Source organism: Streptomyces sp. So13.3 (assembly GCF_005860785.2).
Classification (GTDB): domain Bacteria; phylum Actinomycetota; class Actinomycetes; order Streptomycetales; family Streptomycetaceae; genus Actinacidiphila; species Actinacidiphila fildesensis.
In genome coordinates, this window is the sequence record NZ_CP048835.1 from 8902999 (window position 1) to 8922148 (window position 19150).

22 protein-coding genes are annotated in these 19150 nt (G+C 69.9%); 14 read left to right on the forward strand and 8 right to left on the reverse strand.

What is annotated here, in order from left to right:
- Nucleotides 1–152 precede the first annotated feature (152 nt).
- The 5 genes from C8250_RS39710 (at nucleotide 153) to C8250_RS39730 (ending at nucleotide 4131) form a co-directional block, all read left to right on the forward strand.
- Nucleotides 153–503: a PRC-barrel domain-containing protein gene (locus tag C8250_RS39710; RefSeq protein ID WP_138355405.1), complete on the forward strand. Its 351-nt coding sequence runs from the start codon at nucleotides 153–155 to the stop codon at nucleotides 501–503.
- A gap of 195 nt (nucleotides 504–698) precedes the next feature.
- The gene (locus C8250_RS39715) at nucleotides 699–1508 is read left to right on the forward strand and encodes an alpha/beta hydrolase (protein WP_138355406.1); all 810 of its coding nucleotides are present in this window, start codon (nucleotides 699–701) and stop codon (nucleotides 1506–1508) included.
- Nucleotides 1508–2857 carry a SpoIIE family protein phosphatase gene (locus C8250_RS39720; RefSeq protein WP_138355407.1) on the forward strand — a complete coding sequence of 450 codons (1350 nt, stop codon included), beginning with the start codon at nucleotides 1508–1510 and terminating at the stop codon, nucleotides 2855–2857. The genes C8250_RS39715 and C8250_RS39720 overlap by 1 nt, the downstream gene beginning before the upstream one ends.
- Nucleotides 2854–3198 (forward strand): STAS domain-containing protein, encoded by a 345-nt coding sequence (locus C8250_RS39725; protein WP_138355408.1) that lies wholly within the window; start codon nucleotides 2854–2856, stop codon nucleotides 3196–3198. The genes C8250_RS39720 and C8250_RS39725 overlap by 4 nt, the downstream gene beginning before the upstream one ends.
- 609 nt (nucleotides 3199–3807) lie before the next feature.
- On the forward strand, nucleotides 3808–4131 hold the full coding sequence (locus C8250_RS39730; RefSeq protein WP_138355409.1) for a MerR family transcriptional regulator: 324 nt from the start codon (nucleotides 3808–3810) through the stop codon (nucleotides 4129–4131).
- Nucleotides 4132–4182: 51 nt separating this feature from the next.
- On the opposite strand, the gene C8250_RS39735 is transcribed toward C8250_RS39730, so the two are convergent.
- The 4 genes from C8250_RS39735 to C8250_RS39750 form a co-directional block, all read right to left on the reverse strand.
- Entirely contained in the window at nucleotides 4183–5124 is a 942-nt protein-coding gene (locus tag C8250_RS39735) for a hypothetical protein (RefSeq protein WP_138355410.1), read from the reverse strand.
- A gap of 24 nt (nucleotides 5125–5148) precedes the next feature.
- On the reverse strand, nucleotides 5149–6405 hold the full coding sequence (locus C8250_RS39740; protein WP_244809686.1) for a DUF2306 domain-containing protein: 1257 nt from the start codon (nucleotides 6403–6405) through the stop codon (nucleotides 5149–5151).
- Between the two features lie 90 nt (nucleotides 6406–6495).
- Entirely contained in the window at nucleotides 6496–6975 is a 480-nt protein-coding gene (locus C8250_RS39745) for a helix-turn-helix transcriptional regulator (RefSeq protein WP_244809688.1), read from the reverse strand.
- Between the two features lie 346 nt (nucleotides 6976–7321).
- The gene (locus C8250_RS39750) at nucleotides 7322–7495 is read right to left on the reverse strand and encodes a CsbD family protein (RefSeq protein WP_138355412.1); all 174 of its coding nucleotides are present in this window, start codon (nucleotides 7493–7495) and stop codon (nucleotides 7322–7324) included.
- 199 nt (nucleotides 7496–7694) lie between these two features.
- On the opposite strand from C8250_RS39750, the gene C8250_RS39755 reads away from it, so the two are divergent.
- On the forward strand, nucleotides 7695–7865 hold the full coding sequence (locus tag C8250_RS39755; protein WP_187145171.1) for a hydrophobic protein: 171 nt from the start codon (nucleotides 7695–7697) through the stop codon (nucleotides 7863–7865).
- Nucleotides 7866–7942: 77 nt separating this feature from the next.
- Here C8250_RS39755 and C8250_RS39760 read toward each other — a convergent pair whose 3' ends face one another.
- Both C8250_RS39760 and C8250_RS39765 read right to left on the reverse strand, forming a co-directional pair.
- The gene (locus C8250_RS39760) at nucleotides 7943–8506 is read right to left on the reverse strand and encodes a dihydrofolate reductase family protein (protein ID WP_138355413.1); all 564 of its coding nucleotides are present in this window, start codon (nucleotides 8504–8506) and stop codon (nucleotides 7943–7945) included.
- Nucleotides 8507–8636: 130 nt separating this feature from the next.
- The gene (locus C8250_RS39765; protein WP_138355414.1) at nucleotides 8637–9275 is read right to left on the reverse strand and encodes a hypothetical protein; all 639 of its coding nucleotides are present in this window, start codon (nucleotides 9273–9275) and stop codon (nucleotides 8637–8639) included.
- A gap of 219 nt (nucleotides 9276–9494) precedes the next feature.
- Between C8250_RS39765 and C8250_RS39770 the strand changes: the two genes are divergently transcribed.
- Together C8250_RS39770 and C8250_RS39775 are read left to right on the forward strand one after the other, a co-directional pair.
- The gene (locus tag C8250_RS39770) at nucleotides 9495–9692 is read left to right on the forward strand and encodes a hypothetical protein (RefSeq protein ID WP_138355415.1); all 198 of its coding nucleotides are present in this window, start codon (nucleotides 9495–9497) and stop codon (nucleotides 9690–9692) included.
- A gap of 93 nt (nucleotides 9693–9785) precedes the next feature.
- The gene (locus C8250_RS39775) at nucleotides 9786–10391 is read left to right on the forward strand and encodes a dihydrofolate reductase family protein (protein ID WP_138355416.1); all 606 of its coding nucleotides are present in this window, start codon (nucleotides 9786–9788) and stop codon (nucleotides 10389–10391) included.
- Between the two features lie 38 nt (nucleotides 10392–10429).
- On the opposite strand, the gene C8250_RS39780 is transcribed toward C8250_RS39775, so the two are convergent.
- On the reverse strand, nucleotides 10430–10633 hold the full coding sequence (locus C8250_RS39780; protein ID WP_138355417.1) for a hypothetical protein: 204 nt from the start codon (nucleotides 10631–10633) through the stop codon (nucleotides 10430–10432).
- Nucleotides 10634–10810: 177 nt separating this feature from the next.
- Between C8250_RS39780 and C8250_RS39785 the strand changes: the two genes are divergently transcribed.
- Genes C8250_RS39785 through C8250_RS39795 form a run of 3 tightly spaced genes read left to right on the forward strand, consistent with a single transcriptional unit; the run spans nucleotide 10811 to nucleotide 13151 of the window.
- Complete coding sequence (locus C8250_RS39785; protein ID WP_138355418.1) at nucleotides 10811–11644, forward strand: alpha/beta hydrolase; 834 nt, start codon at nucleotides 10811–10813, stop codon at nucleotides 11642–11644.
- Between the two features lie 26 nt (nucleotides 11645–11670).
- Nucleotides 11671–12213: a GNAT family N-acetyltransferase gene (locus C8250_RS39790; protein WP_187145172.1), complete on the forward strand. Its 543-nt coding sequence runs from the start codon at nucleotides 11671–11673 to the stop codon at nucleotides 12211–12213.
- 38 nt (nucleotides 12214–12251) lie between these two features.
- Nucleotides 12252–13151 (forward strand): helix-turn-helix domain-containing GNAT family N-acetyltransferase, encoded by a 900-nt coding sequence (locus tag C8250_RS39795; RefSeq protein WP_138355420.1) that lies wholly within the window; start codon nucleotides 12252–12254, stop codon nucleotides 13149–13151.
- A gap of 88 nt (nucleotides 13152–13239) precedes the next feature.
- Here C8250_RS39795 and C8250_RS39800 read toward each other — a convergent pair whose 3' ends face one another.
- A complete protein-coding gene (locus C8250_RS39800) occupies nucleotides 13240–14799 on the reverse strand; it encodes an NAD(P)/FAD-dependent oxidoreductase (protein WP_244809690.1) in 1560 nt (519 codons plus the stop codon).
- Between the two features lie 506 nt (nucleotides 14800–15305).
- On the opposite strand from C8250_RS39800, the gene C8250_RS39805 reads away from it, so the two are divergent.
- From C8250_RS39805 to C8250_RS39815, 3 genes are all read left to right on the forward strand, one after another.
- Complete coding sequence (locus C8250_RS39805) at nucleotides 15306–16175, forward strand: endonuclease/exonuclease/phosphatase family protein (protein WP_232485973.1); 870 nt, start codon at nucleotides 15306–15308, stop codon at nucleotides 16173–16175.
- Nucleotides 16176–16240: 65 nt separating this feature from the next.
- Nucleotides 16241–16954 carry a peptidase E gene (locus C8250_RS39810; protein ID WP_138355423.1) on the forward strand — a complete coding sequence of 238 codons (714 nt, stop codon included), beginning with the start codon at nucleotides 16241–16243 and terminating at the stop codon, nucleotides 16952–16954.
- A gap of 135 nt (nucleotides 16955–17089) precedes the next feature.
- On the forward strand, nucleotides 17090–18673 hold the full coding sequence (locus C8250_RS39815; RefSeq protein WP_138355424.1) for a HEAT repeat domain-containing protein: 1584 nt from the start codon (nucleotides 17090–17092) through the stop codon (nucleotides 18671–18673).
- The last annotated feature ends 477 nt before the right edge of the window (nucleotides 18674–19150 follow it).

The window sequence follows — 19150 nt, forward strand, 5'->3', positions numbered from 1 at the left end:
CGGGTGTGCGCCGCGTCTCGGGCCGTCTCGCCCCGCCGCGGATCGGGCGAGTGTGTGCCGGAGGTTGCAGGGCAGGCGCCTTTCGAGGGGCACCCACCGAACAGACCGGAAGGGTCCCCTCGCGCCACCGCACCACGACGGAAGGACTCTTTGTGACTGACAGCATGTGGGGTTACCAGGCAGCGTCGGGTCACCAGGCCGGAACGGACCTGACCGGGTTCAAGGTCGAGGCGACCAACGGCAGCATCGGCAAGGTCGACAAGCACTCCGACGAGGTCAGCGCCGCATACATCGTGGTCGACACCGGAGTGTGGATCTTCGGCAAGCACGTCCTGCTCCCGGCGGGGACGATCCAGTCCATCGATGTCGCGGAGCGGAAGATCTACGTCGCCCGCGACAAGGACGAGATCAAGAACGCCCCGGAGTTCGACAAGGACAAGCACACCGGCCACTCGGGCTACCACCAGCAGGTCGAGGCCTACTACGGCACCCACCGCGCCTGAGCGACGTTCCGCCGTGACACAGCGCCTCGCCTCGCCTCGCCAAGGTTTGGCGTCCCTCGGCGTCACCCACCCGGCGCAGCTGCGCCCGCACCTGGTTCACCGCCGCACTTCGCACCACGCTCCGGTCTCGTACGCGGACCTGTGTGCGGCCGTGCGGCGGTTGCCGGTGTGACCTTCCGTGGGACGATGTTGGGCATGGACGTGGTCAGCAGGAACAACGTGACGGTCACCGGGCAAACGGGTGCGCCGGTGATCATGCTGGCGCACGGGTTCGGCTGCGACCAGAACATGTGGCATCTGGTGGTGCCGGTGCTGGCCGAGCGCTTCCAGGTGGTGCTGTTCGACTACGTCGGCTCGGGGCGCTCGGACCTGACGGCCTGGGACCAGCAGCGCTACGGCTCGCTGGACGGCTACGCGACCGACGTGCTGGAGATCTGTTCGGAGCTGGAGCTGTCCGACGTGGTGTTCGTGGGGCACTCGGTCAGCGCGATGGTCGGGGTGGTCGCCGCGGCCCGCGAGCCGCAGCGGTTCGGCAAGCTGGTGATGGTCGCGCCCTCGCCCTGCTACATCGACGACCCGCGGACCGACTACGTCGGCGGGTTCAGCGCCGCGGACATCGATGAGCTGCTGGAGTCGTTGGACAGCAACTATCTGGGCTGGGCGGCGGCGATGGCGCCGGTCATCATGGGCAACCCGGACCGGCCCGAGCTCGGGCAGGAACTGACCAACAGCTTCTGTGCCACCGATCCGGGCATGGCCGCGGTGTTCGCGCGCACCACGTTCCTGTCGGACTCCCGCTCCGAGCTGGCGTCGGTCCGCGTACCCACGCTGGTGCTGGAGTGTGCGCAGGACGCCATCGCCCCACGAGAGGTCGGTGCGTTCGTGCATGCCGCCGTGCCCGGCAGCCGACTGGTGACGCTGGAGGCGACCGGGCACTGTCCGCAGCTCAGTGCCCCGCAGGCCACCGCCCGGGAGATCTCGGCGTTCGCCGGCGCCGCCCGGTGATGTGCGGGACCACGGACGGCGAATCCGACCGCGCCGACCGCTCCGCCCACGACAAGGACCAGGACCAGGAGCCGGGCAGGGAGCAGGACAAGGACTCGGACGCGTCCGGCGACGACGTGCACGACGCGGAGCGGGCGCAGTTCTCGGCGCTGCTGGAGGACAGCGCCGAGGACCTGTACGACAACGCTCCGTGCGGATACCTGTCGACGCTGCTCGACGGCCGGATCGCCAAAGTGAACACGACGCTGCTGGACTGGCTCGGCCACACCCGCGCCGAACTGGTCGGCCGCAAGCGCTTCTCGGATCTGCTGACGGTGGGCGGCCGGCTGTACCACGAGACCCACTTCGCTCCGCTGCTGGCGATGCAGGGCCAGGTCTCCGGAATCGCCCTGGAGCTCAAGGCCGCCGACGGCAGCCGTCTGCCGGTCCTCGTCACCTCGGTGGTCAAGACCGGTACGGACGGGCAGCCGCTGCTGATCCGCACCACCGTCTTCGACGCCCGCGACCGCCGCGCCTACGAGCAGGAGTTGCTGCGCGCCCGCAAGGAGGCCGAGCGGGCCCAGGAGGTCGCCGAGGCCGAGCGGATGCGCCTGCACCAGGTCCTGGCCATCCTGCAGAACAGCCTGCTGCCCCCGGCTCTGCCGGAGGTGCCGGGCATGGAGGCCGCCGCGTACTACCACACCGCCTCCGCCGACCAGCTCGGCGGCGACTTCTACGACCTGTTCGCACTCGGCGACGGCCGATGGGGCTTCTTCCTCGGCGACGTCTGCGGCAAGGGCCCCGAGGCCGCCGCGGTCACCTCGCTGATCCGCTACACGCTGCGCGCCGCGTCCCTGCACGCCGGCGACCCGGCCCAGGCGCTGGACACCCTCAACGCCGCGCTGCTCGAGCGCTACACCGGCAACGATCCCCGCTACTGCACCACCATCGCCGGCACCCTCACCCCGCGCGGCGGCGATCTCCACGTCACGGTGGCCAGCGGTGGCCACCCACCCGCACTGCTGCTGCGCGCCGATGGCACCGCGCACTATCTCCCCACCCCCGGCGGCATGCTCGTCGGCATCATGCCCCGACCCCACTTCACCCCGGCCACCACCGTCCTGCGCCCGGGCGACACGATGCTGCTCTACACCGACGGTCTGACCGAGGCGCGCACCGCCGACGGCCCCCGCTACAGTGAGGAAGCCCTGCACGCCTTCGCCGGGACCCTGGCGCCGGCCGGCGCGCAGCAGACCGTCAACGCCATGACGGGCCTGCTGGAGAGCTTCGGGGACGGTCTGGACGACGACACCGCCCTGCTCGCCCTCGGTATTCCCGCCCCTGACACCCACACCGGCGGCGCACGATGACCGATCTGCACCTGACCACTCAACGGACACCCGCGGGCTCGGTCCTGGCGGTGGCCGGCGATCTCGACCACGACAGCGCCGGCCGGTTCCGCGGCGCCGTGGCCCTCATCGCCCTCCAACCCGGTCAGCTGCTGACCGTGGACTTCGGCGGCCTGACCTTCTGCGACTCCAGCGGCATCACCGCGCTCATCGCCGCCCGCAACCAGGTCCATGAGCAAGGCGCCGACATCGTGCTGACGGAGGTTCCCGCGGTCACCGTCCGCATCCTGCGTCTCCTCGGCCTGGACCAGATCTTCCGCATCCAGCCCGTGCCCGGCGCGGACACCGACCCCGTCGGCTGACCGACCCCTGCGGACGCCCGCAAAGGCCTGGACCTGGGGCAATATGCCTGACTCTCGGCAACACGAAAATCTATCGTGGGTGCGGTAGACATTCGATTCCGAGTGTGGGTAATGTTCCTCTCGTAGCCAAGAAGACAGCAAGGAGCGGCAGACACGAACTGCCGCTCAGCGTGCAGGGCACGGCAAGGGAATCCGGCGGCCGGTGAGCGCGGATGGTCGCAGGGTTGGTTGCCGGGTCCGGCGGCTCGACAAGGAGCCGCCGTGCAGGACCGCAGTTTCTGGAGTACCAGCAGTTCCGCAGGATCCGATGTCCAGATTCGAGCAGGAAGGTACGGCAGCAACGCCATCAGGATCGCTCACACGTCGCGTTCGTGTGGGCACTCGCAAGGCCCCGGATTGGAAGGTGGTCCCCGGTCAGGCATTCACGATCCCCGCACCCCGCGTTCCCCCGGCGCGGCAGTGCGGATACGGCAGGACCGGCGTACAGACGCCGGTAGATGTAGATGGTGTTGAACCGCCCTTTGGGGCCCCGGAAGCCGAGTTCGGCTCCCGGGGCCCCTCCATGTGTTCTCCAGGAGGCCGTATGACCGTCAGACATGAAGAGGTGTGATGAGCGAGCAGCCGCCCGCGACCCCAGCGGACCGGTTCGACGACGAGGACTACCCCGCCTACACCATGGGCCGGGCCGCCGAGATGATCGGCACCAATGCCGCGTTCCTGCGGGCGATCGGTGAGGCCCGCCTGATCACCCCACTGCGGTCCGAGGGCGGCCACCGCCGCTACTCCCGCTACCAGTTGCGCATCGCCGCCCGGGCCCGCGAGCTCGTCGACCAGGGCACCACGATCGAGACAGCGTGCCGCATCGTGGCGTTCGAGGACCAGCTCGACGAGGCGTTGGCGCTCAACGAGGAACTGCGCCGGCGTTCCCACTGATCCCTCCACCGGCGGGTGGGCGCGCCGATCCGGTGCGATGACCGGTCCGGCTCAACCCCGGTCGCTCTCTTCCACGGTGGCCACCTCGATGGTCCCCCTCGGAGAAGCCGGGCCGGCGGACAGGAGCCGGGTTCCGGTCGCGCCCGTCAGCAGCAGTCCGGTGATCATGCAGGTCAGGGACAGTCCGGGGCCCGATGTCCAGTCGACGTCGGATGCGTGGACGCCCAGCACGACAGCCGCGGCGAGCGCGACGCCGGGGACGGCGAGGAGCGCGGGGCGAAGTCGGTGCAGGTCGTCCTCGACCAGTGCGCCGAGGACCCCGATGCCGAGCGCGAGGGCCCAGACCCCGAGTGCCTGCGCGTCCGACCGGTTGACCGTCCACGGAACGAAGTCGGCCCAGAACCGCGGCCGGGCGAGCAGGCCCGCACCGATGCCGAGCCATGATGAACCAAGGACGGCCAGGAGCGGCTTCGACCAGCCCGGCAGCGGGGTGACCCGCTCCTTGAGCGGCAGGGCGGGCTTCGTGTACTGCCAGCCGACGCACGCGACCGCGGCTGCGGCGAGCACGCCGAGCACGACGATCCAGCCGAGGCTGAACAGGACGAGGATCACGGAGCCGCCTTCCGCCAACTGGAGGTTCCCGGCGTTGCCCAGGCTCACGCCGAGCAGGCCGACGAGCACCACGGCAAGCGGGAGAACGAGGGTACGGACCTCCTCCCAGACGCGGGCCCGGCCGATCGCCAGCAGGCCGGGCGACACGCCGAGCATCGCCGCACCGATCAGTCCGGGGGTCAGCGCCTCGGGCGACTTCCAGGCTCCGAAGGCGTGGCCGGCGAGGCTGACCGCAGCCATGAGCGCGCCGACCAGGAGGCTGACGATCGCCACGGCGACGGCCAGCATCGCTACGGCCGGAGTGAGTTCACGGCCACCGGAATCCGTCGCCGGTGTGACAGCGGGACCCGTGGTCCCGGACAGGTCCATTGCCTCGGTCATCTGCACTCCGTCTCGGATCGTCCCTCAGATCGTCTCTCGGGTGGTCCGGGCTACGTGCGGTGCGACGACCGGTGCTGCGTGCGGTGCGACGGCCGGGGTGGTGTGCGCGGTTGGCGACGGGACCTGGCGCGTGCTGCGCGCGGTGGTCAGGCCCTGCCGCTTGACCAGCTCGCGGCCGTACATGACGCGCAGACTGACCACGGCGGTCGCCGCGAAGGCCAGCACACCGCAGCCGATGCCCACTCCCGCCGACAGGGCGGTCACCCGGTCGAGATCCAGATAGCGCTCCAGGGGCAGTGCCGCGGCGACGGAGAACGCCGGGGCCAGGCACAGGCCCACCAGATGTACGCGCCACTCCTCACGCGCCCAGTTCCTCCGGTTCCGGCCCGCGCTCCGCTGGCGCACGAACATGACCGTGTACGCCGCGGCATACGGCACCAGGTACGCCGCCAGAAGGCGATGTCCTTCCGCGCCCCGGCCCAGGTAGAACCTGACGATCCAGGCCATCGCGGCCGCGCCGGCGAGATGCGCCGCGACGAGCACGGGCGTCGGCACCCAGGTCCCGGTCACCCCGGTCACGGAGGTCCGCCGGTCCATCGCCCGTGACGCGACCAGCGCTCCGAACACCACCACGGAACCGAGATGCATGATCGCCACCCGGTTGATCTCCTCCATGGACAGGCCCGGGAAGAACCAGGGGAGCGCGCCCCACTCGAAGCGCAGCAGCGGCGCGGTCATGAGGTAGCCGTAGCACAGCAGCATCCACCGTTGGTGCAGGTCGGGGAAGCTCCCGACCGCTGCGAAGATGCCGAACGTCACGCTCATCACCGTGCCGATCAGGATGGTGGTGAGATCGATCCAGAACGCCGCCCCGCTGAACGCGTCAGCCGGTGCCGTACGGACCAGGTAGATCGCCGCGCCGGTCATCGAGACGTAGACCGTCACCGCGAACACCACCCCGGTGGCACGGTGCAGACGGGTGCGCCGCCGTACCGCCGTGAGGAACTGGACCGGCCCGAGCAGCATCAGCGCGCCGCCGAGGACGGAGTGGATGATCATCGGCAGCAGGACGCGACCGTACGGCCCGACCCGTGTGGCGACCGCGTCGGCGACATAGCGCCCGGACACCATGCGGGACAGGAACCACTCCCCGAAGGCCGGGGCGCCGGGGCGCGCGTACGGCCACAGCTCGGTCATCGCCATCGGCGCGTAGCCCACGCAGACGGCCACGAGGGCGATCGTGGCCACGCGGGCCCAGGGGATGCTCCTCGGACGCTGCACGGCGGCTCCCTCGATCGCGACCCTCGATAGTCCTCTTTGGACTATCGAGAAGGTAGAGGCGATCCGCCGTCGTGGTCAACCTTCCCGGCATCACGATCCGCGCTGATCCACCCACTGCCAGAAATCGACCATCATGCGCTCGTAGCGGAGCCCGAACTCGAGCGCTTCGCGCTGCCCGCGCGTGAGCAAGTCGCCCACGCTCCCGGTGAGTTCCTCGTACTCGGCGAGCGTGCGGTGGTGCTCGGCGATCTGCACCGGGGCGATGACCTCCGGTCTGGCGCCGAACCACAGTTTCAGGATGCCGCGCTCGCGCGCCTCGACCGGTACGAAGGCCGGGTCGGCGAGCCACTCCTCCAATGCGGTCTTACCGGCCGCCGTCACCTTCATCACCCGTCGGTTCCGCGCGTTGGTGTCCCGGACCTCCGACAACAGGCCCGCTCCCAGCAGCCGGTCGCACTGCGCGTACACCTGCGCATGGGGCATCGACCAGAACGGAGCCACCGTGCGGGCCGCCTCGACCTTCACGTCGTACGGGCTGGCCTCGCCCAGCTTGTCGATGATGCCGAGCACGAGGAACGAAGGTGGAGTCAACCGCACATCAGCCATGTCACGACCGTATCGCGGGGGCCGGCGGGGGGAGTACGGCGCCGGCTCAGGCGCCGCCGTAGCCGGGTGAGTCGTCCTCCGGACGGTCGGTCGCGCTCAGAGTGGGACCGAGCCGCGACTCCAGTGTGCCTGGGGGCAGTCGTGCGCCCTCCGACGCCTTCCCGTCGATATCCGACGTGATCCCGGCGTAGTACAGCGCGCGGAATGCGGTGGCCGTTGGGCGGTCGCCGCCGGTAGCCCGGTCGTCCGGACAGCGCACGGGGCCGCAACCGTTCACGGCTGCGGCCCCGGGACGTGCGGTGCTCGTGGGTCAGTGCTTGAAGGCGTCCTTGATGTGTTCGCCGGCCTGCTTGACGTCGCTCTTGGCCTGGTCGGCCTTGCCTTCCGCTTCGAGGCGTTCGTTGCCGACGGTCTTGCCCGCGGCTTCCTTGATCTTGCCCTTGGCCTTGTCCGCGGTGTTCTCGGCCTTGTCTTCGGTGCCCATGCGTTTCCTCCAAGATCGGTGCCGGTGTGGTACTGGGCCGCCTACCCAGGTCGGCCACGGCAATGCCCGTTCTTTCCGATTCCATCGGTAGCAGAACCCTGCTGTCCGCGCAGCCCGAGGCGCTGCGCCGCAACGAGCGAAAATTCGGGTGACTGAACGATTCAGTCGGGGGTATCCGCTGGTCAGGAGGTTGATAACCATGGGTCCACTGCTTTTGGTTCTACTGCTCGCCCTGATTCTTTTCGGTGCCGGTTTCGCACTGAAGATTCTGTGGTGGGTTGCCGTTGTCGTACTGGTGGTCTGGCTGCTCGGTTTCGTCATGCGCGGTTCCGGTGCCTCCGGTAGCCGCGGCCGTTGGTACCGCTGGTAGCGGTCGCACGGCACACCACAGAAAAGGGTCGGGCCCCGGTACTACCGGGGCCCGACCCTTTTCTGTTCAGGTTCCGTTCAGGCCGGAGCGTAGCGCTGCAGGGTGATTCCGCTGCGAAATGCCTTCGAGTCCAGCAGCTTCAGTCGCGGGACTTCGTAACCCTCGGGGAAGAGCCGGCGGCCGCGGCCCTGGACCGTCGGATAGACGAATAGCCGGTACTCGTCGACAAGGCCCGCGTTGATCAGCGAGTGGGCCAGGCTGATGCTGCCGGTGAGCACGATGTCCTTGCCGCCCTCCTGCGCCTTGAGTGCGGTCACCTCCTTGATCGGGTCGCCCGCCAGCACGGTCGAGTTCTCCCACTGCGGGTCGGTGAGGGAGGAGGACACGACGTACTTCTGCACCTGGTTGAGGTAGTCGGAGATGCCCGTGGTGTCGTCGGTCAGCCGCGGCCAGTAGCCGCGAAAGTCCTCGAACGTCTGCCGGCCCAGGAGCAGGGCGTCGGCCCGGCGGTCCTGCCGGTGGCTCTCCTCCAGGACGTCGGCCATGTCCATCTGGCCCTGGCCTTGTGGGTCGAACCAGTTCGTGAGCATCTCGATCGAGCCGTCGACGGTGATGTTCTGGGTGATCGCGAGTGTGCGCATGTCTCGCCTCTCCTGCGAGGGTGCTCGTTCCGACCCTTGTACGACTGCCTCGAACGCCGAAAGTCATCGCTGGGAGCCCCGCCGGCGGCTTGTCGCACCCGCACGTGGCACGTGGCACGCCGCACGTGGCTCAGCTGGCGAACCGGTTGACGTTGGTGACCTTGCAGGTGATCGTGCCGCTGACCTGGTCCGAGCCCGCCGCGGATGTCTGCACCTTCTGGCCGGAAGCCACGCTGGTGCTGCCGGTGATTCCCTCGGAGACGCGGGTGCCGTCCGGTTTGTCGAACTCCACGGTGACGACGTAGCTTGACCTCTTCGAGGAGTGGTTGGTGATCTCCAACCTGGCCGTGGGGAGGCCCACGGTGGAGTCCACGTCACAGGCCGTGATCCGGACGTCGTCGGCAGGCGGGTGGTCGCTGTTCGTCACTGAAGGGATATCGGTCTTGGAGCTGGTCCCGGCGAACACCAGGATCAGGACGACGACGAGCGCGATGACGGCGACGACCGCTCCCAGGCATCCGAAGACGCAGCCCCGCCCGAATCTGCTCTTGTTCTCCGGCGGGGCGGGCGGCCCGTAGTTGTGCGGCGGCTGCCCGGCGGGCGGCTGCTGCCAGCCCTGCCCTCCGGGAGGAGGGTTCCGATGCTGCCATCCGGCCCCTGAGGGAGGCCCGGGAGGCTCGGGAGGCCCCGTCTGGGCGCCTTTGGGGGAGCCCCACGGCTGCTCAGGCGGCGTGGGCTGCTGCGGCGGAGTCGGCTGATCGTCGCTCATACACCCACACTGCGGCCTCGGCCGAGCGCCAGCAGGAGGACTAGGCCGAACGGGGAACCGCCCGGGCCCGTCCCCGGAGGCTGCTACGCAGAGTCACCTCTCCCGTTCGGATGCAAACGGTGACTCAGAGTCTCCGACGGGGATTCGATGGAACAATCGCTACCGCAGGGCTCTGTCCGATGGCAGGGCCGAACGGATCCGTGGTGAGGGGCGGCGAACGTGAAGTTCCTTCTCGAAGTGAACATGGCTGACGGGCGGTTGGCGGAGGATGCCGCGAGCGAGCTGGGCCGCATCCTCCGGTACTGGGGCGGAAACCTGCACCATTACCCCCTGAGCCCCGGCGATGGTTCGGCCATCTACGACTCCGACTACGCGGAGGTCGGCCAGTGGCGCATTGTTGCGGCCCCTGAGGCCTGACCTCTCCGCCCCGTAACGGTTGCGCCGGGCCCTCCGCTGTTCGGCGAACGGCACCGAACGGAGCCGGCTGAAGAGCTGAAGAGAGGATCGATCATGTCCACTGCAGAGCCCCCGAGAAGCCCGGACGCCCCACAGATCGCGGACACGGAACGGCAGACCGGCGCAGGCAAGGTGCTCTGGCACTTCACGATGTCGTTGGACGGGTTCGTGGCGGGTCCGAACCACTCGATGGACTGGATGACCGGGACCTCGTTCCGCCCGGACCTCGTCGAGGAGTACGCCGGGACGACCGGCGCCGTGCTGGGAGGCCGCGACGGGTTCGATGCCTACCCCGACGTCAGCGGTATCTACGGCGGCGCGTGGCAGGGGCCGGTGTTCGTTCTCACGCACCACCCCGATGACGCGCAGCCCACCGATGGCGTGACGTTCCTGACCTGCGATGTGGCCGAGGCGGTCCGGATCGGGCTGAAGGCCGCCGACGGCAAGAACCTCGAGGTCTTCTCACCCACGATCGGCCGGCAACTCCTCGAACGCGGACTGATCGACGAGATCGACCTGCACGTCGCCCCGGTGCTGCTCGGCGACGGGATCCGGCTCTTCGACAACCCCGGCGGCGTCCCCGTCCGCCTCGAACTGCGCAACGGTGACGGTCCCTCGGCCGCGGTGAACGTGCGGTACCACCCGGTCGCGACCAGGTAGGCCGGAGCACCTGCCGCCACTGGCCAGTGGTGCCCCGACTAACCGCGCACGAGAGGCGGTTCGGCGGGCGCTCGCCGCCGCAGGCGCACGAAACCGTGGGCTCCGCAGCCCGCGTCCCGCATGGCCCAGCCGATGACTTCGGTGAGCCAGGCCAACACCTCGACCGACCACTCACGGACCGTGCAGCCGACGTGTCCGAGGAATTCCAGCGGAACGTACGAAGAGCCCCGGAATTCCACCACTGCGTTGTGGTGGGGCGCAGTTGCCGCTCCTTCGATGGAAAGCCGTTCGCTCGGGACCGACGAGTTTCCCGCCGGAGGGGAGTCTCCCTTGTGTGAGCCCACGCATCGTCGCCCCGCACGCTCTCGCGTAACCGGGGAAACCACGTTTCCCGCATGTCCCGCACCAGGAGGATCAGAATGAACCCGACGTCTCCCGTTCCCGCCACCGTTGCGACCCTCCGGGTCCCCGACGCCCACTTGCACTACGAGGTACGAGGCCAGGGTCCTCTGGTGGTGCTGGTCGGCGCGCCGATGGACGCCGGATCGTTCGCGCCGCTCGCGGAGCGGCTCGCGGCCGACCACACCGTACTGACCACCGACCCCCGGGGCATCAACCGCAGCCCGGTCGACGACCCCGACCAGGACTCGACCCCCGAGATGCGGGCCGACGACCTGTCCCGGCTCCTGGCCCACCTCGACGCCGGCCCGGCCACGGTCCTCGGCTCCAGCGGTGGCGCCGTCAGCGCCCTCGCCCTCGTCCAGGCGCACCCCGGACTCGTTCACACCGTCATCGCCCACGAGCCCCCGCTGAACGATCTGCTCGACGACCGCGAGCAGATCCATGAGCGGACCGAGGACATCGTCGCCACCCACCTGTCCGGAGACGTGACGGGTGCATGGAGGAAGTTCATGGCGCTGGCCGACATCAACCTGCCCGACGGCGTCTTCGAGCACATGTTCGGCGGGGAGTGGGAGCCGCAGCAGATCGCGGACGACCACTTCCAGTTCGCGCACATGCTGTGCCCGACCACCCGGTGGCGCCCGGACCTCGCCGCCCTGCGCTCGACGTCGGCACGTGTTCTCGTCGGCCTGGGCAAGGAGTCGGGTGGTCAGCTGTGCGAGCGCACCTCGATCGCGCTCGCCTCGGCGCTCGGCGGCGAGCCGACGATGTTCCCCGGTGGTCACATCGGGTTCGCCGAGGATCCCGACGGGTTCGCGATCCGGCTGCGCGAGGTGCTGAGCGGCGGCTGAGCGTCTTCACGGCGGACTCCTGCACCATGGAGTGTGTGACCGACGTGCGAACCGCCCATACCGCGGAGCTCGACGCCGCTGATCTCAGGGCGGCCCGGGCCCTGCTCGAAGAGGTCTTCGACGACGGCCTGACGGACCACGACTGGGAGCACGTGCTGGGCGGGGTCCACGTCCTGGTGTGGGAGGGAGCCGAGCTCATCGGGCACGGTTCCCTCGTCCAGCGCCGGCTGCTGCACGGCGGTCGGGCGCTGCGCGCCGGCTACGTCGAGGGAGTCGGCGTGCGCGCGGACCGCCGTGGGCGCGGGCATGGCGCGACCGTCATGCAGGGCCTGGAGCGCGTGGCGCGTCGCGCCTACGATCTGGGCGCGCTGGGCGCCACCGACGAGGCGGCGGCCTTCTACGTGGCGCGCGGCTGGAAGCGATGGCAGGGGCCGACCTCGGCGCTGACGCCCGGCGGGATCGTGCCCACGCCGGCGGAGGACGGCTGCGTCCACGTCCTTCCGCTGACGGTCCCGCTGGAGCTGTCGCGGGAACTCACCTGCGACTGGCGCGACGGCGATGTCTGGTAGCTCTGACGTCATGCGGGTTCTCTGACTAAAGTCAGAGAATGGATGGGGAGCAGATCGACCAGGTGCGGCGGTTCAACCGCACCGTCACCGAGCGCGTGGGCGTGCTCCACGACCGCTATCTGGGCCGCGACCGGCCCATCGGCGAGGCCCGGCTCCTCTGGGAGATCGGTGAGCAGGGGCAGGACGTCCGGCGGCTGCGGGAGCGCCTCGGGCTCGACTCCGGCTATGTCAGCCGGCTGCTGCGCTCGCTGGAGACCGACGGCCTGGTGACGGTGGAGCCGCAGCCGCACGACAGGCGGGTGCGCACCGTCCGGCTCACCGACGCGGGCCGCGAGGAGCACGCCCTGCTCGATTCCCGCAGCGACGAGCTGGCCGGCTCCCTGCTGGAGCCGCTCAACAGCACCCAGCGGGCCCGGCTGGTCGCCGCCATGACCGAGGTCGACCGGCTGCTGACCGCCGCAACGGTCACGCTGACCGTCATCGACCCGGATCACCCCGACGCGCAGCACTGCCTGCGGTCCTACTTCACCGAATTGCAGGAGCGCTTCGAAACGGGCTTCGACCCGGCACGCAGCCTGCTGCCCGACGCGGGTGAACTCCAGTCACCGTACGGCCTGTTCCTGGTCGCCCGGCTGCACGGCGACCCCGTCGGCTGCGCCGGCCTGAAACTGCCGCCCGGCGCCCCCGCCGAGATCAAACGCATGTGGGTGGCCCCCCAAGCCCGCCGACTCGGCCTCGGCCGCCGATTCCTGACCGAACTGGAGGCCCGAGCCACCGAGCACGGCCGCGACGCCCTGCGCCTGGACACCAACAAGGCACTCAGCGCCGCGATCGCCCTGTACCACTCCTGCGGCTTCGAAGAGGTCGCCCCCTTCAACGACGAGCCCTACGCCGACCACTGGTTCGAGAAGCGGATCACCGCGGCGCCGTCGGAGTGAGAACCGGCGGACGAATGGCGCGCAGCCCTGGGCCGGGGCTGAGAGCGCGGCTGCAGGGACCGGACGGCGCCGTCGGCGGGTTCTGGCGTCATGCCCGCTCTCCCTTCGCGGGAGCAGGATGGTCGTCGTGCCGCGGCGCCGTAGGGGCGAGTACGGGAGTGGGGTCGGCTGGGGTGTGGCAGATGTAGGAATCGGTGTCGAAGCGGCTCAGTTGGCGGGTGAGTCGTCCGGTGGACCATGGCCAGGCGAAGGTGTTCCGTCCGCTGGGGCTGAAGTAGTAGCTGGTGCAGCCGCCGGAGTTGTACACGGTGGTCTGCAAGGCCTCTTGCACCGCTGTGTTGTGTGCGGCCTGCGCGGCCGGCCGGACCTCCAGGACTCGGTGGCCGTTTTGGTCGAGGTGGGCCAGGGCGGCGGTGAGGTACGTCAGCTGGGCTTCCAGGACGGTGATCGCGGAGGTGGAGCCGCCGAGCAGGTTCGGGCCCAGAAGCAGGAAGAGATTGGGGAAGCCGCTGACGGTGGTGCCCAGATGCGCTTGTGGTTCGCCGTCCCAGGTCTCGTGCAGAGTCCGGCCGCCCGTGCCGTACAGGCTCCGGGCCAGCGGCAGTTCACCGATGCGGAAGCCCGTCGCCGTGATGAGAACGTCGGCCTTGGTCACGGTGCCGTCGGCGCCGACGATCTCGTCCCCGCGTACGGCCGTCACAGCGGTGGGATGCAGGCGGACATGCGGCTCGGCCAGGGCGCGGTAGAAAGTGCTGGAGGTCAGAAGACGCTTGCAGCCCAGCCGGTAGTCCGGGGTGAGCGACTGGCGCAGGCTCTGGTCACGGACCGCGAGCCGCAGATGCGCGCGGGCTCCCGACTCGATGAGGCGGGCGATCGGTGGGTGACGGAAGGCATAGCCGAAGCCTTCCTGTAGTGCGTACTGCCCGGCGCGCAAGGTGGCACGGGCACCGGGTAGGCGGTTCAGCAACCTGTTGAACACCGCGGGTACCGGAAGGTCTGGCTTGGGCAGCACCCACTGCGCGGTCCGCTGGAAGAGGTGCACGGTCGCCGCCCGGCCCGCGATGGCCGGGACGACCTGGACCGCGGAGGCACCACTCCCGACCACGGCCACACGCCGCCCGGTCAGGTCGACGCCGTGGTCCCACTGGGCGGTATGGAGCACGGGCCCTGTGAAGTCCTCGATCCCGGGGACGTCCAGGTGACGTGGTACGTGCCACGGTCCGGTGGCCAGGACCAGTACCGCCGCGCTGTAGGGCCCGTCGCTCGTCTCCAGTAGCCAGCGCCCAGCCGCCGCATCCCACCGGGCGCCCCGCACATGCACCCCGCAGCGCAGGGCATCGCCGAGCCCGTACCGCTCGGCCGTCGTCCGTAAGTAGGCGTGGATCTCCGGCTGCCCGGCGAAGACCCTGCTCCACGCGGTATCCGGGGTGAACGAGTAGCTGTAGAGCGTCGAGGGCACATCACAGGCGCAACCCGGATAGGTGTTCTCCCGCCATGTGCCGCCGAGTTGCGACGCCTTCTCCAGAATGACCACATCGCGGAACCCGGCCTCGCGCAGCCGGATGGCGGCCCCGATACCGGAGAACCCCGCTCCGACGACCACGACGCGTACGTCCTTGGCAGGTCGCGTGGCCTGCGCCGGGATCACAGTCCTGGTCCGGTCAAGCGGAAAGCGGACGGGATTCGGTCTGTTGTATTCATCGTGGTCAAAGGCGGACCTCGTGCATCTGGGCCTTCCTTCCGTCGTTTCCGACATCTACCGGCGAGCTTCGTCGTGATCAGCCCAACCATGATCCCGAAGCGCGCGCCCGGCTGCTCTCGGAAGCCGACGACGTCACTCGTCCGTGGCACGGGGTGCTCGCGCGCGCAGTCCTGGGACTTCCCGGCTCCGCGGGCCGTCGGAACCGGACGTAGTTGAGGAGAGTCCGGACCAGTGAGCCCAGGGGCCCACGAACCCGTATTCCACCGGTTGAGCAGGATGTGCACATGACGGACGGCAAACACTGGCTGACCAGGCGGGCAAAGGGCAGCGTGGCGTCGAAATCGCAGACCGTGGGGCCCGGGTGGTGGCGATGGGACAAGGATGCCAAGGGCCGGTCCTCCTGGGCGCGTGGACGGGTTCTCGCAGCGCTTGCCGTGCTGGTCTCCGGGCTGATGGCCTTCCATGCCGCCGTCCCCAACACCATCGGCCACCTGGGAAGTCTGTTGGAGGCGTTCCTGCCCTGGCTCGGCCTGGCCGTCCCGATACTGCTTCTCCTGGCCCTGCTGCGCCGCTCCGCGACCGCGCTGGTGGCCCTGTCGCTCCCCATTGCCGTCTGGGCACAGCTGTTCGGCGGGCCGTTCCTTCCCGGGGTGCGCGGCGCACACGACATGACGGTGCTCCAGCACAACGTCAGCGACGAGAACGCCGATCCGGCCGGCACCGCGAAAGCTCTGACGGACGCCCGGCCGGAACTCATCGCCCTGGAAGAGCTGACACCCGCCGCGCTGCCGCGCTACGAGAGCGCACTGGCATCCGCATACGCCTATCACGCAGTCCAAGGCAGCGTCGGTCTCTGGTCGAAGTACCCGCTGACGGACGTGCGCGTGTTGGACATCAAACCGAAGGGGATCGACGCGAGCTGGAGCCGGGGGCTGCGGTCCAGCGTGCGGACGCCGTGGGGCGAGATCGCGGTCTACGTCGCCCATCTGCCGTCGGTCCGCGTCCGGCTGAACGGCTTCGATTCCGCCTATCGGGACGAAAGCGCCGAGCTGCTGGGCGTGGCCCTCGCCGCCGAGAAGCTGAACACGGTGATCCTGCTGGGTGACCTCAACGCAACGGTGGACGATCGCGGGTTGGCCCCACTCACGGCGCACATGAATCTGCCGCCCCGGGACTTCGCCTTCAGCTGGCCTGCTGCCTTCCCCGTTTCCCGGATCGACCAGATCATGACCCGCTCGGCGACCGTCACCGACGTCCGTACCCTGCCCGCCACGGGCAGCGACCATCTCCCAATCACCGCCGGCATTAAGCTCGCCCCCTGATCGCCGAGCATGCCCGTTCGCGGCACTTGCTCTCCCGCCTGTCCGTCTGCTGAGGAGTAGCTTCCGTGGCCGTCGTCCCCGCTCGCCGTCTGGCCCTCCTCGGGGGCGGCTTCTCCACCGACGACGACGGGCTGTTGGACGACTGGGTGCTGAGCCACGCGCGTACCCCTCGGCCACAGGTGTGCTTCGTCCCCACGGCCAGCGGGGACGCCTCCGCCTACATCGAGCGCTTTCTCGACGCGTTCCGGTCACGCTCGTGCGAACCCTCCGTCCTGCCGTTGTTCCAGCGTGAGCTCGACGACGACGCTCTGCGAACCTTCCTGCTCGCTCAAGACGTCGTGTACGTCGGCGGCGGCAACACCGCGAATCTCCTGGCGGTCTGGCGCGCACACGGGGTGGACCGGCTGCTGCGTGAGGCCTACGGCCGCGGGACGCTTCTGTGCGGTATCAGCGCCGGCGCCAACTGCTGGGCCGAGGGCTCGCACACCGACTCCTTCGGGCCCCTGACGTTCCTGCCGGACGGGTTGGGCCTGCTGCCCGGCTCGGTATGCCCGCACTATGACAGCGAACCGGGCCGCCGTCCCTCCTACCGTGCAGCCGTGGCAGTCGGCGCGCTGCCTGCCGGGTGGGCGCTGGAGGACGGCGTGGGTGCTCTCTTCACCGACGGTCTCCTGACAGAGGTGGTGACCCGGACTGCGGGGGCCAACCTGTACCGGGTAGAGCCCGACGGGGAAGACGGAGCCGGCGAGCGGGCACTGGATTGCCGACTGCTCGGCTGAAGTGGCGCGTCAAAGGGCTCTGTTGAAGAGCTGAAGCCCGGACAAAAGCGCTGGTCAGGTCACGCCGGAGCGCGCTACGGTCGGGTCGCCACCGTGTCGCCGACCCTCGGTGTGCCGCTGCGAGGAGACGCCCCGATGACTGCCGAAGCCGATGCCGACGCCCAAACCATCACGCGATCTGCGGCGGCGCTGCTCCTGCTCAACGAGCTGCACTACCCCTTGGCGCATCGCGGTGCCGAACTGATCCGAGTCCTGCACGAGTTGGCCGACAGCGCCGAGTTCCGTGCGACGGGACCACACTGGTGGAGTGCCTTCGACGAGCACGCACGCCATGTCCGTCGGTCGCTGCTGGGCGCCACCGCGCCGGCATCCACGGCTCCGTCCACGGGCTCGACGGCGCCGGATAGTCAGGAGCTGTCTCCGGCCTGGGACTGGGCGCTGGCGGTCTGCGCCGCCGACGGTCGCACCCGCCAGCGTGCCCTCGCCCAGGAAACTCTCCCGCTCGGGGCGCGCGCTCTGATCCCACTGCTGGTGTTGCGCTGCTCGGACTGGGCCGCGCCGGTGCGGGTCGCCGCCCAGGCGGCGCTCACCGACGTGCTGGCGAGCTCCGGGCCTGCTGAGCTCGTTCAAGCGGCGGTCATGGCGTGGTCGTGCGAGGGGCGTCAGCGAGGTGAGGACGCCGTTCGTATCGTGGCCGCCTGCCTTGCCGGCGCGGCCCCGGAGGTGTGGAGTGGACTGCTCACGGATCCCGATCACCGGGTTCGTCGGCGCGCCCTGAGCGCGGCGGTCGACCTCGACCGGTGCGAGACGGCGCAGCTGCTGGCGCTTGCCGGCTCCGACCCAGATGCCGTCGTGGCCCGGCACGCGGCCGAACAACTCCTCCGCTCTTTCGTCCCGCCCGGGCCCGATACGCCGGCCACCGCGCAGGCAGAGACCGTGCTTCGCCGATTGCTCGCCTCCCGGGTGTCGGCGGTGCGGGCCGTCGCCGTCACCGTGCTGCGCCGGGCCCAGCGCCCCGACCTGGCCGAACCGTTCACCGCGGACCGCTCCAGGCAGGTGCGTGAGATCGCGCGCTGGGTTCTGCGCAGCCACGGCCAGGACCCCGCGCCTGCCTGCCGTGCCCGCCTTGCCCGCCCGACCGGTGAGATCACGCCCGGCGCTATCGCCGGCCTGGCGGAATGCGGTGACGTCACCGGCCCCCAGGCCGCCGATCTCTTGCGCCCGCAGCTGACCCATCGGCGCCCGGGCGTACGCGCGGCCGTTCTCCGCGCGCTCGGCACGATGCGGCCCCCCGCGGTCACCGCCGCGGAACTCCTCGCCGTCATGGACCGCGACCCTGCCGCCCGAGTCCAGCGGACCGCCGCCACCCTGTTGGAGGCGGCGGCCGCCACCGTCCCCCGGCAGCGTCTCAACGACCTGCTCGCCCCTGGGCGCCCGGCCCCGCTCCGGGCTCAGGCAGCCCGGATCATCCGGGCCGCAGGCACCTGGGACCGGCTGGAATTGAACCTGCGGCTGCTTCACGACGCCGACCCCGCCCTGGCTGCCGCAGCACACCGCGACGTCCGAGCCTGGGCCACCTCGGCCGCAGCAGCCCACAGCCGGCCCACGGACGAGCAGCGACAGAGCCTTCTCGGCCTGCTGCACGACGCGGCCACCTCCGTCGACGACGAGGACGTCAGGATCATCCGCTTCCTTCTCACCGGTACGGGACGGCCGTAGCGGCAGCATCCGGCTGACGGGGAAGCCCCGGCAGCCACCGCAGGATGCCCAGCCGGTTCTCGGGACCAACCGTCCAGTCGATCGCGGCGCGCTCTCGTTCCGAGAGTCCCGGGCGGGCGGAGACTGCGAGTCGCACATCGGGGTCTTCGTGTGTGGCGAGCCGCGCAATGAGATCGCCGGAAACCCGGTGGTGTCGTCCGCTGGAGTCAGTACTGATCCCGCCTGGCGCAGTCGCAGTCGCAGGCCGGCGGGAGTTGAACGTATCCCTGAGGGCGGTTGGGCCGCAGGTCTGTCGCTGCGCGCTGTCGTGCGCGAACAATCTCCCCTGACAGGGCGAGCGCGGAGGCGAGGACGCCGAGGAGGCCGTCTACGGTGAGGAGGATCAGGTCCATGGGAGGGATCCGTTCTCCGGGACCCCCTGGCGCTGAGGCGCCGGCCCGGATTCGACGGTCCGCGTCGTCGGCCCCCCGGGGTGTT

Excerpts from the sequence above, each read along its gene's own strand:
- C8250_RS39760 (WP_138355413.1), bottom strand. The coding sequence starts at position 8,506 with ATGCGCACACTCGCGATCACCCAGAACATCACCGTCGACGGCTCGATC.
- C8250_RS39775 (WP_138355416.1), top strand. The coding sequence starts at position 9,786 with ATGTCCACTGCAGAGCCCCCGAGAAGCCCGGACGCCCCACAGATCGCG.
- C8250_RS39735 (WP_138355410.1), bottom strand. The coding sequence starts at position 5,124 with ATGACCGAGGCAATGGACCTGTCCGGGACCACGGGTCCCGCTGTCACA.
- C8250_RS39785 (WP_138355418.1), top strand. The coding sequence starts at position 10,811 with ATGAACCCGACGTCTCCCGTTCCCGCCACCGTTGCGACCCTCCGGGTC.
- C8250_RS39805 (WP_232485973.1), top strand. The coding sequence starts at position 15,306 with ATGGCCTTCCATGCCGCCGTCCCCAACACCATCGGCCACCTGGGAAGT.
- C8250_RS39755 (WP_187145171.1), top strand. The coding sequence starts at position 7,695 with ATGGGTCCACTGCTTTTGGTTCTACTGCTCGCCCTGATTCTTTTCGGT.
- C8250_RS39815 (WP_138355424.1), top strand. The coding sequence starts at position 17,090 with ATGACTGCCGAAGCCGATGCCGACGCCCAAACCATCACGCGATCTGCG.
- C8250_RS39750 (WP_138355412.1), bottom strand. The coding sequence starts at position 7,495 with ATGGGCACCGAAGACAAGGCCGAGAACACCGCGGACAAGGCCAAGGGC.
- C8250_RS39720 (WP_138355407.1), top strand. The coding sequence starts at position 1,508 with ATGTGCGGGACCACGGACGGCGAATCCGACCGCGCCGACCGCTCCGCC.
- C8250_RS39730 (WP_138355409.1), top strand. The coding sequence starts at position 3,808 with ATGAGCGAGCAGCCGCCCGCGACCCCAGCGGACCGGTTCGACGACGAG.
- C8250_RS39715 (WP_138355406.1), top strand. The coding sequence starts at position 699 with ATGGACGTGGTCAGCAGGAACAACGTGACGGTCACCGGGCAAACGGGT.
- C8250_RS39795 (WP_138355420.1), top strand. The coding sequence starts at position 12,252 with ATGGATGGGGAGCAGATCGACCAGGTGCGGCGGTTCAACCGCACCGTC.
- C8250_RS39790 (WP_187145172.1), top strand. The coding sequence starts at position 11,671 with ATGGAGTGTGTGACCGACGTGCGAACCGCCCATACCGCGGAGCTCGAC.
- C8250_RS39765 (WP_138355414.1), bottom strand. The coding sequence starts at position 9,275 with ATGAGCGACGATCAGCCGACTCCGCCGCAGCAGCCCACGCCGCCTGAG.
- C8250_RS39725 (WP_138355408.1), top strand. The coding sequence starts at position 2,854 with ATGACCGATCTGCACCTGACCACTCAACGGACACCCGCGGGCTCGGTC.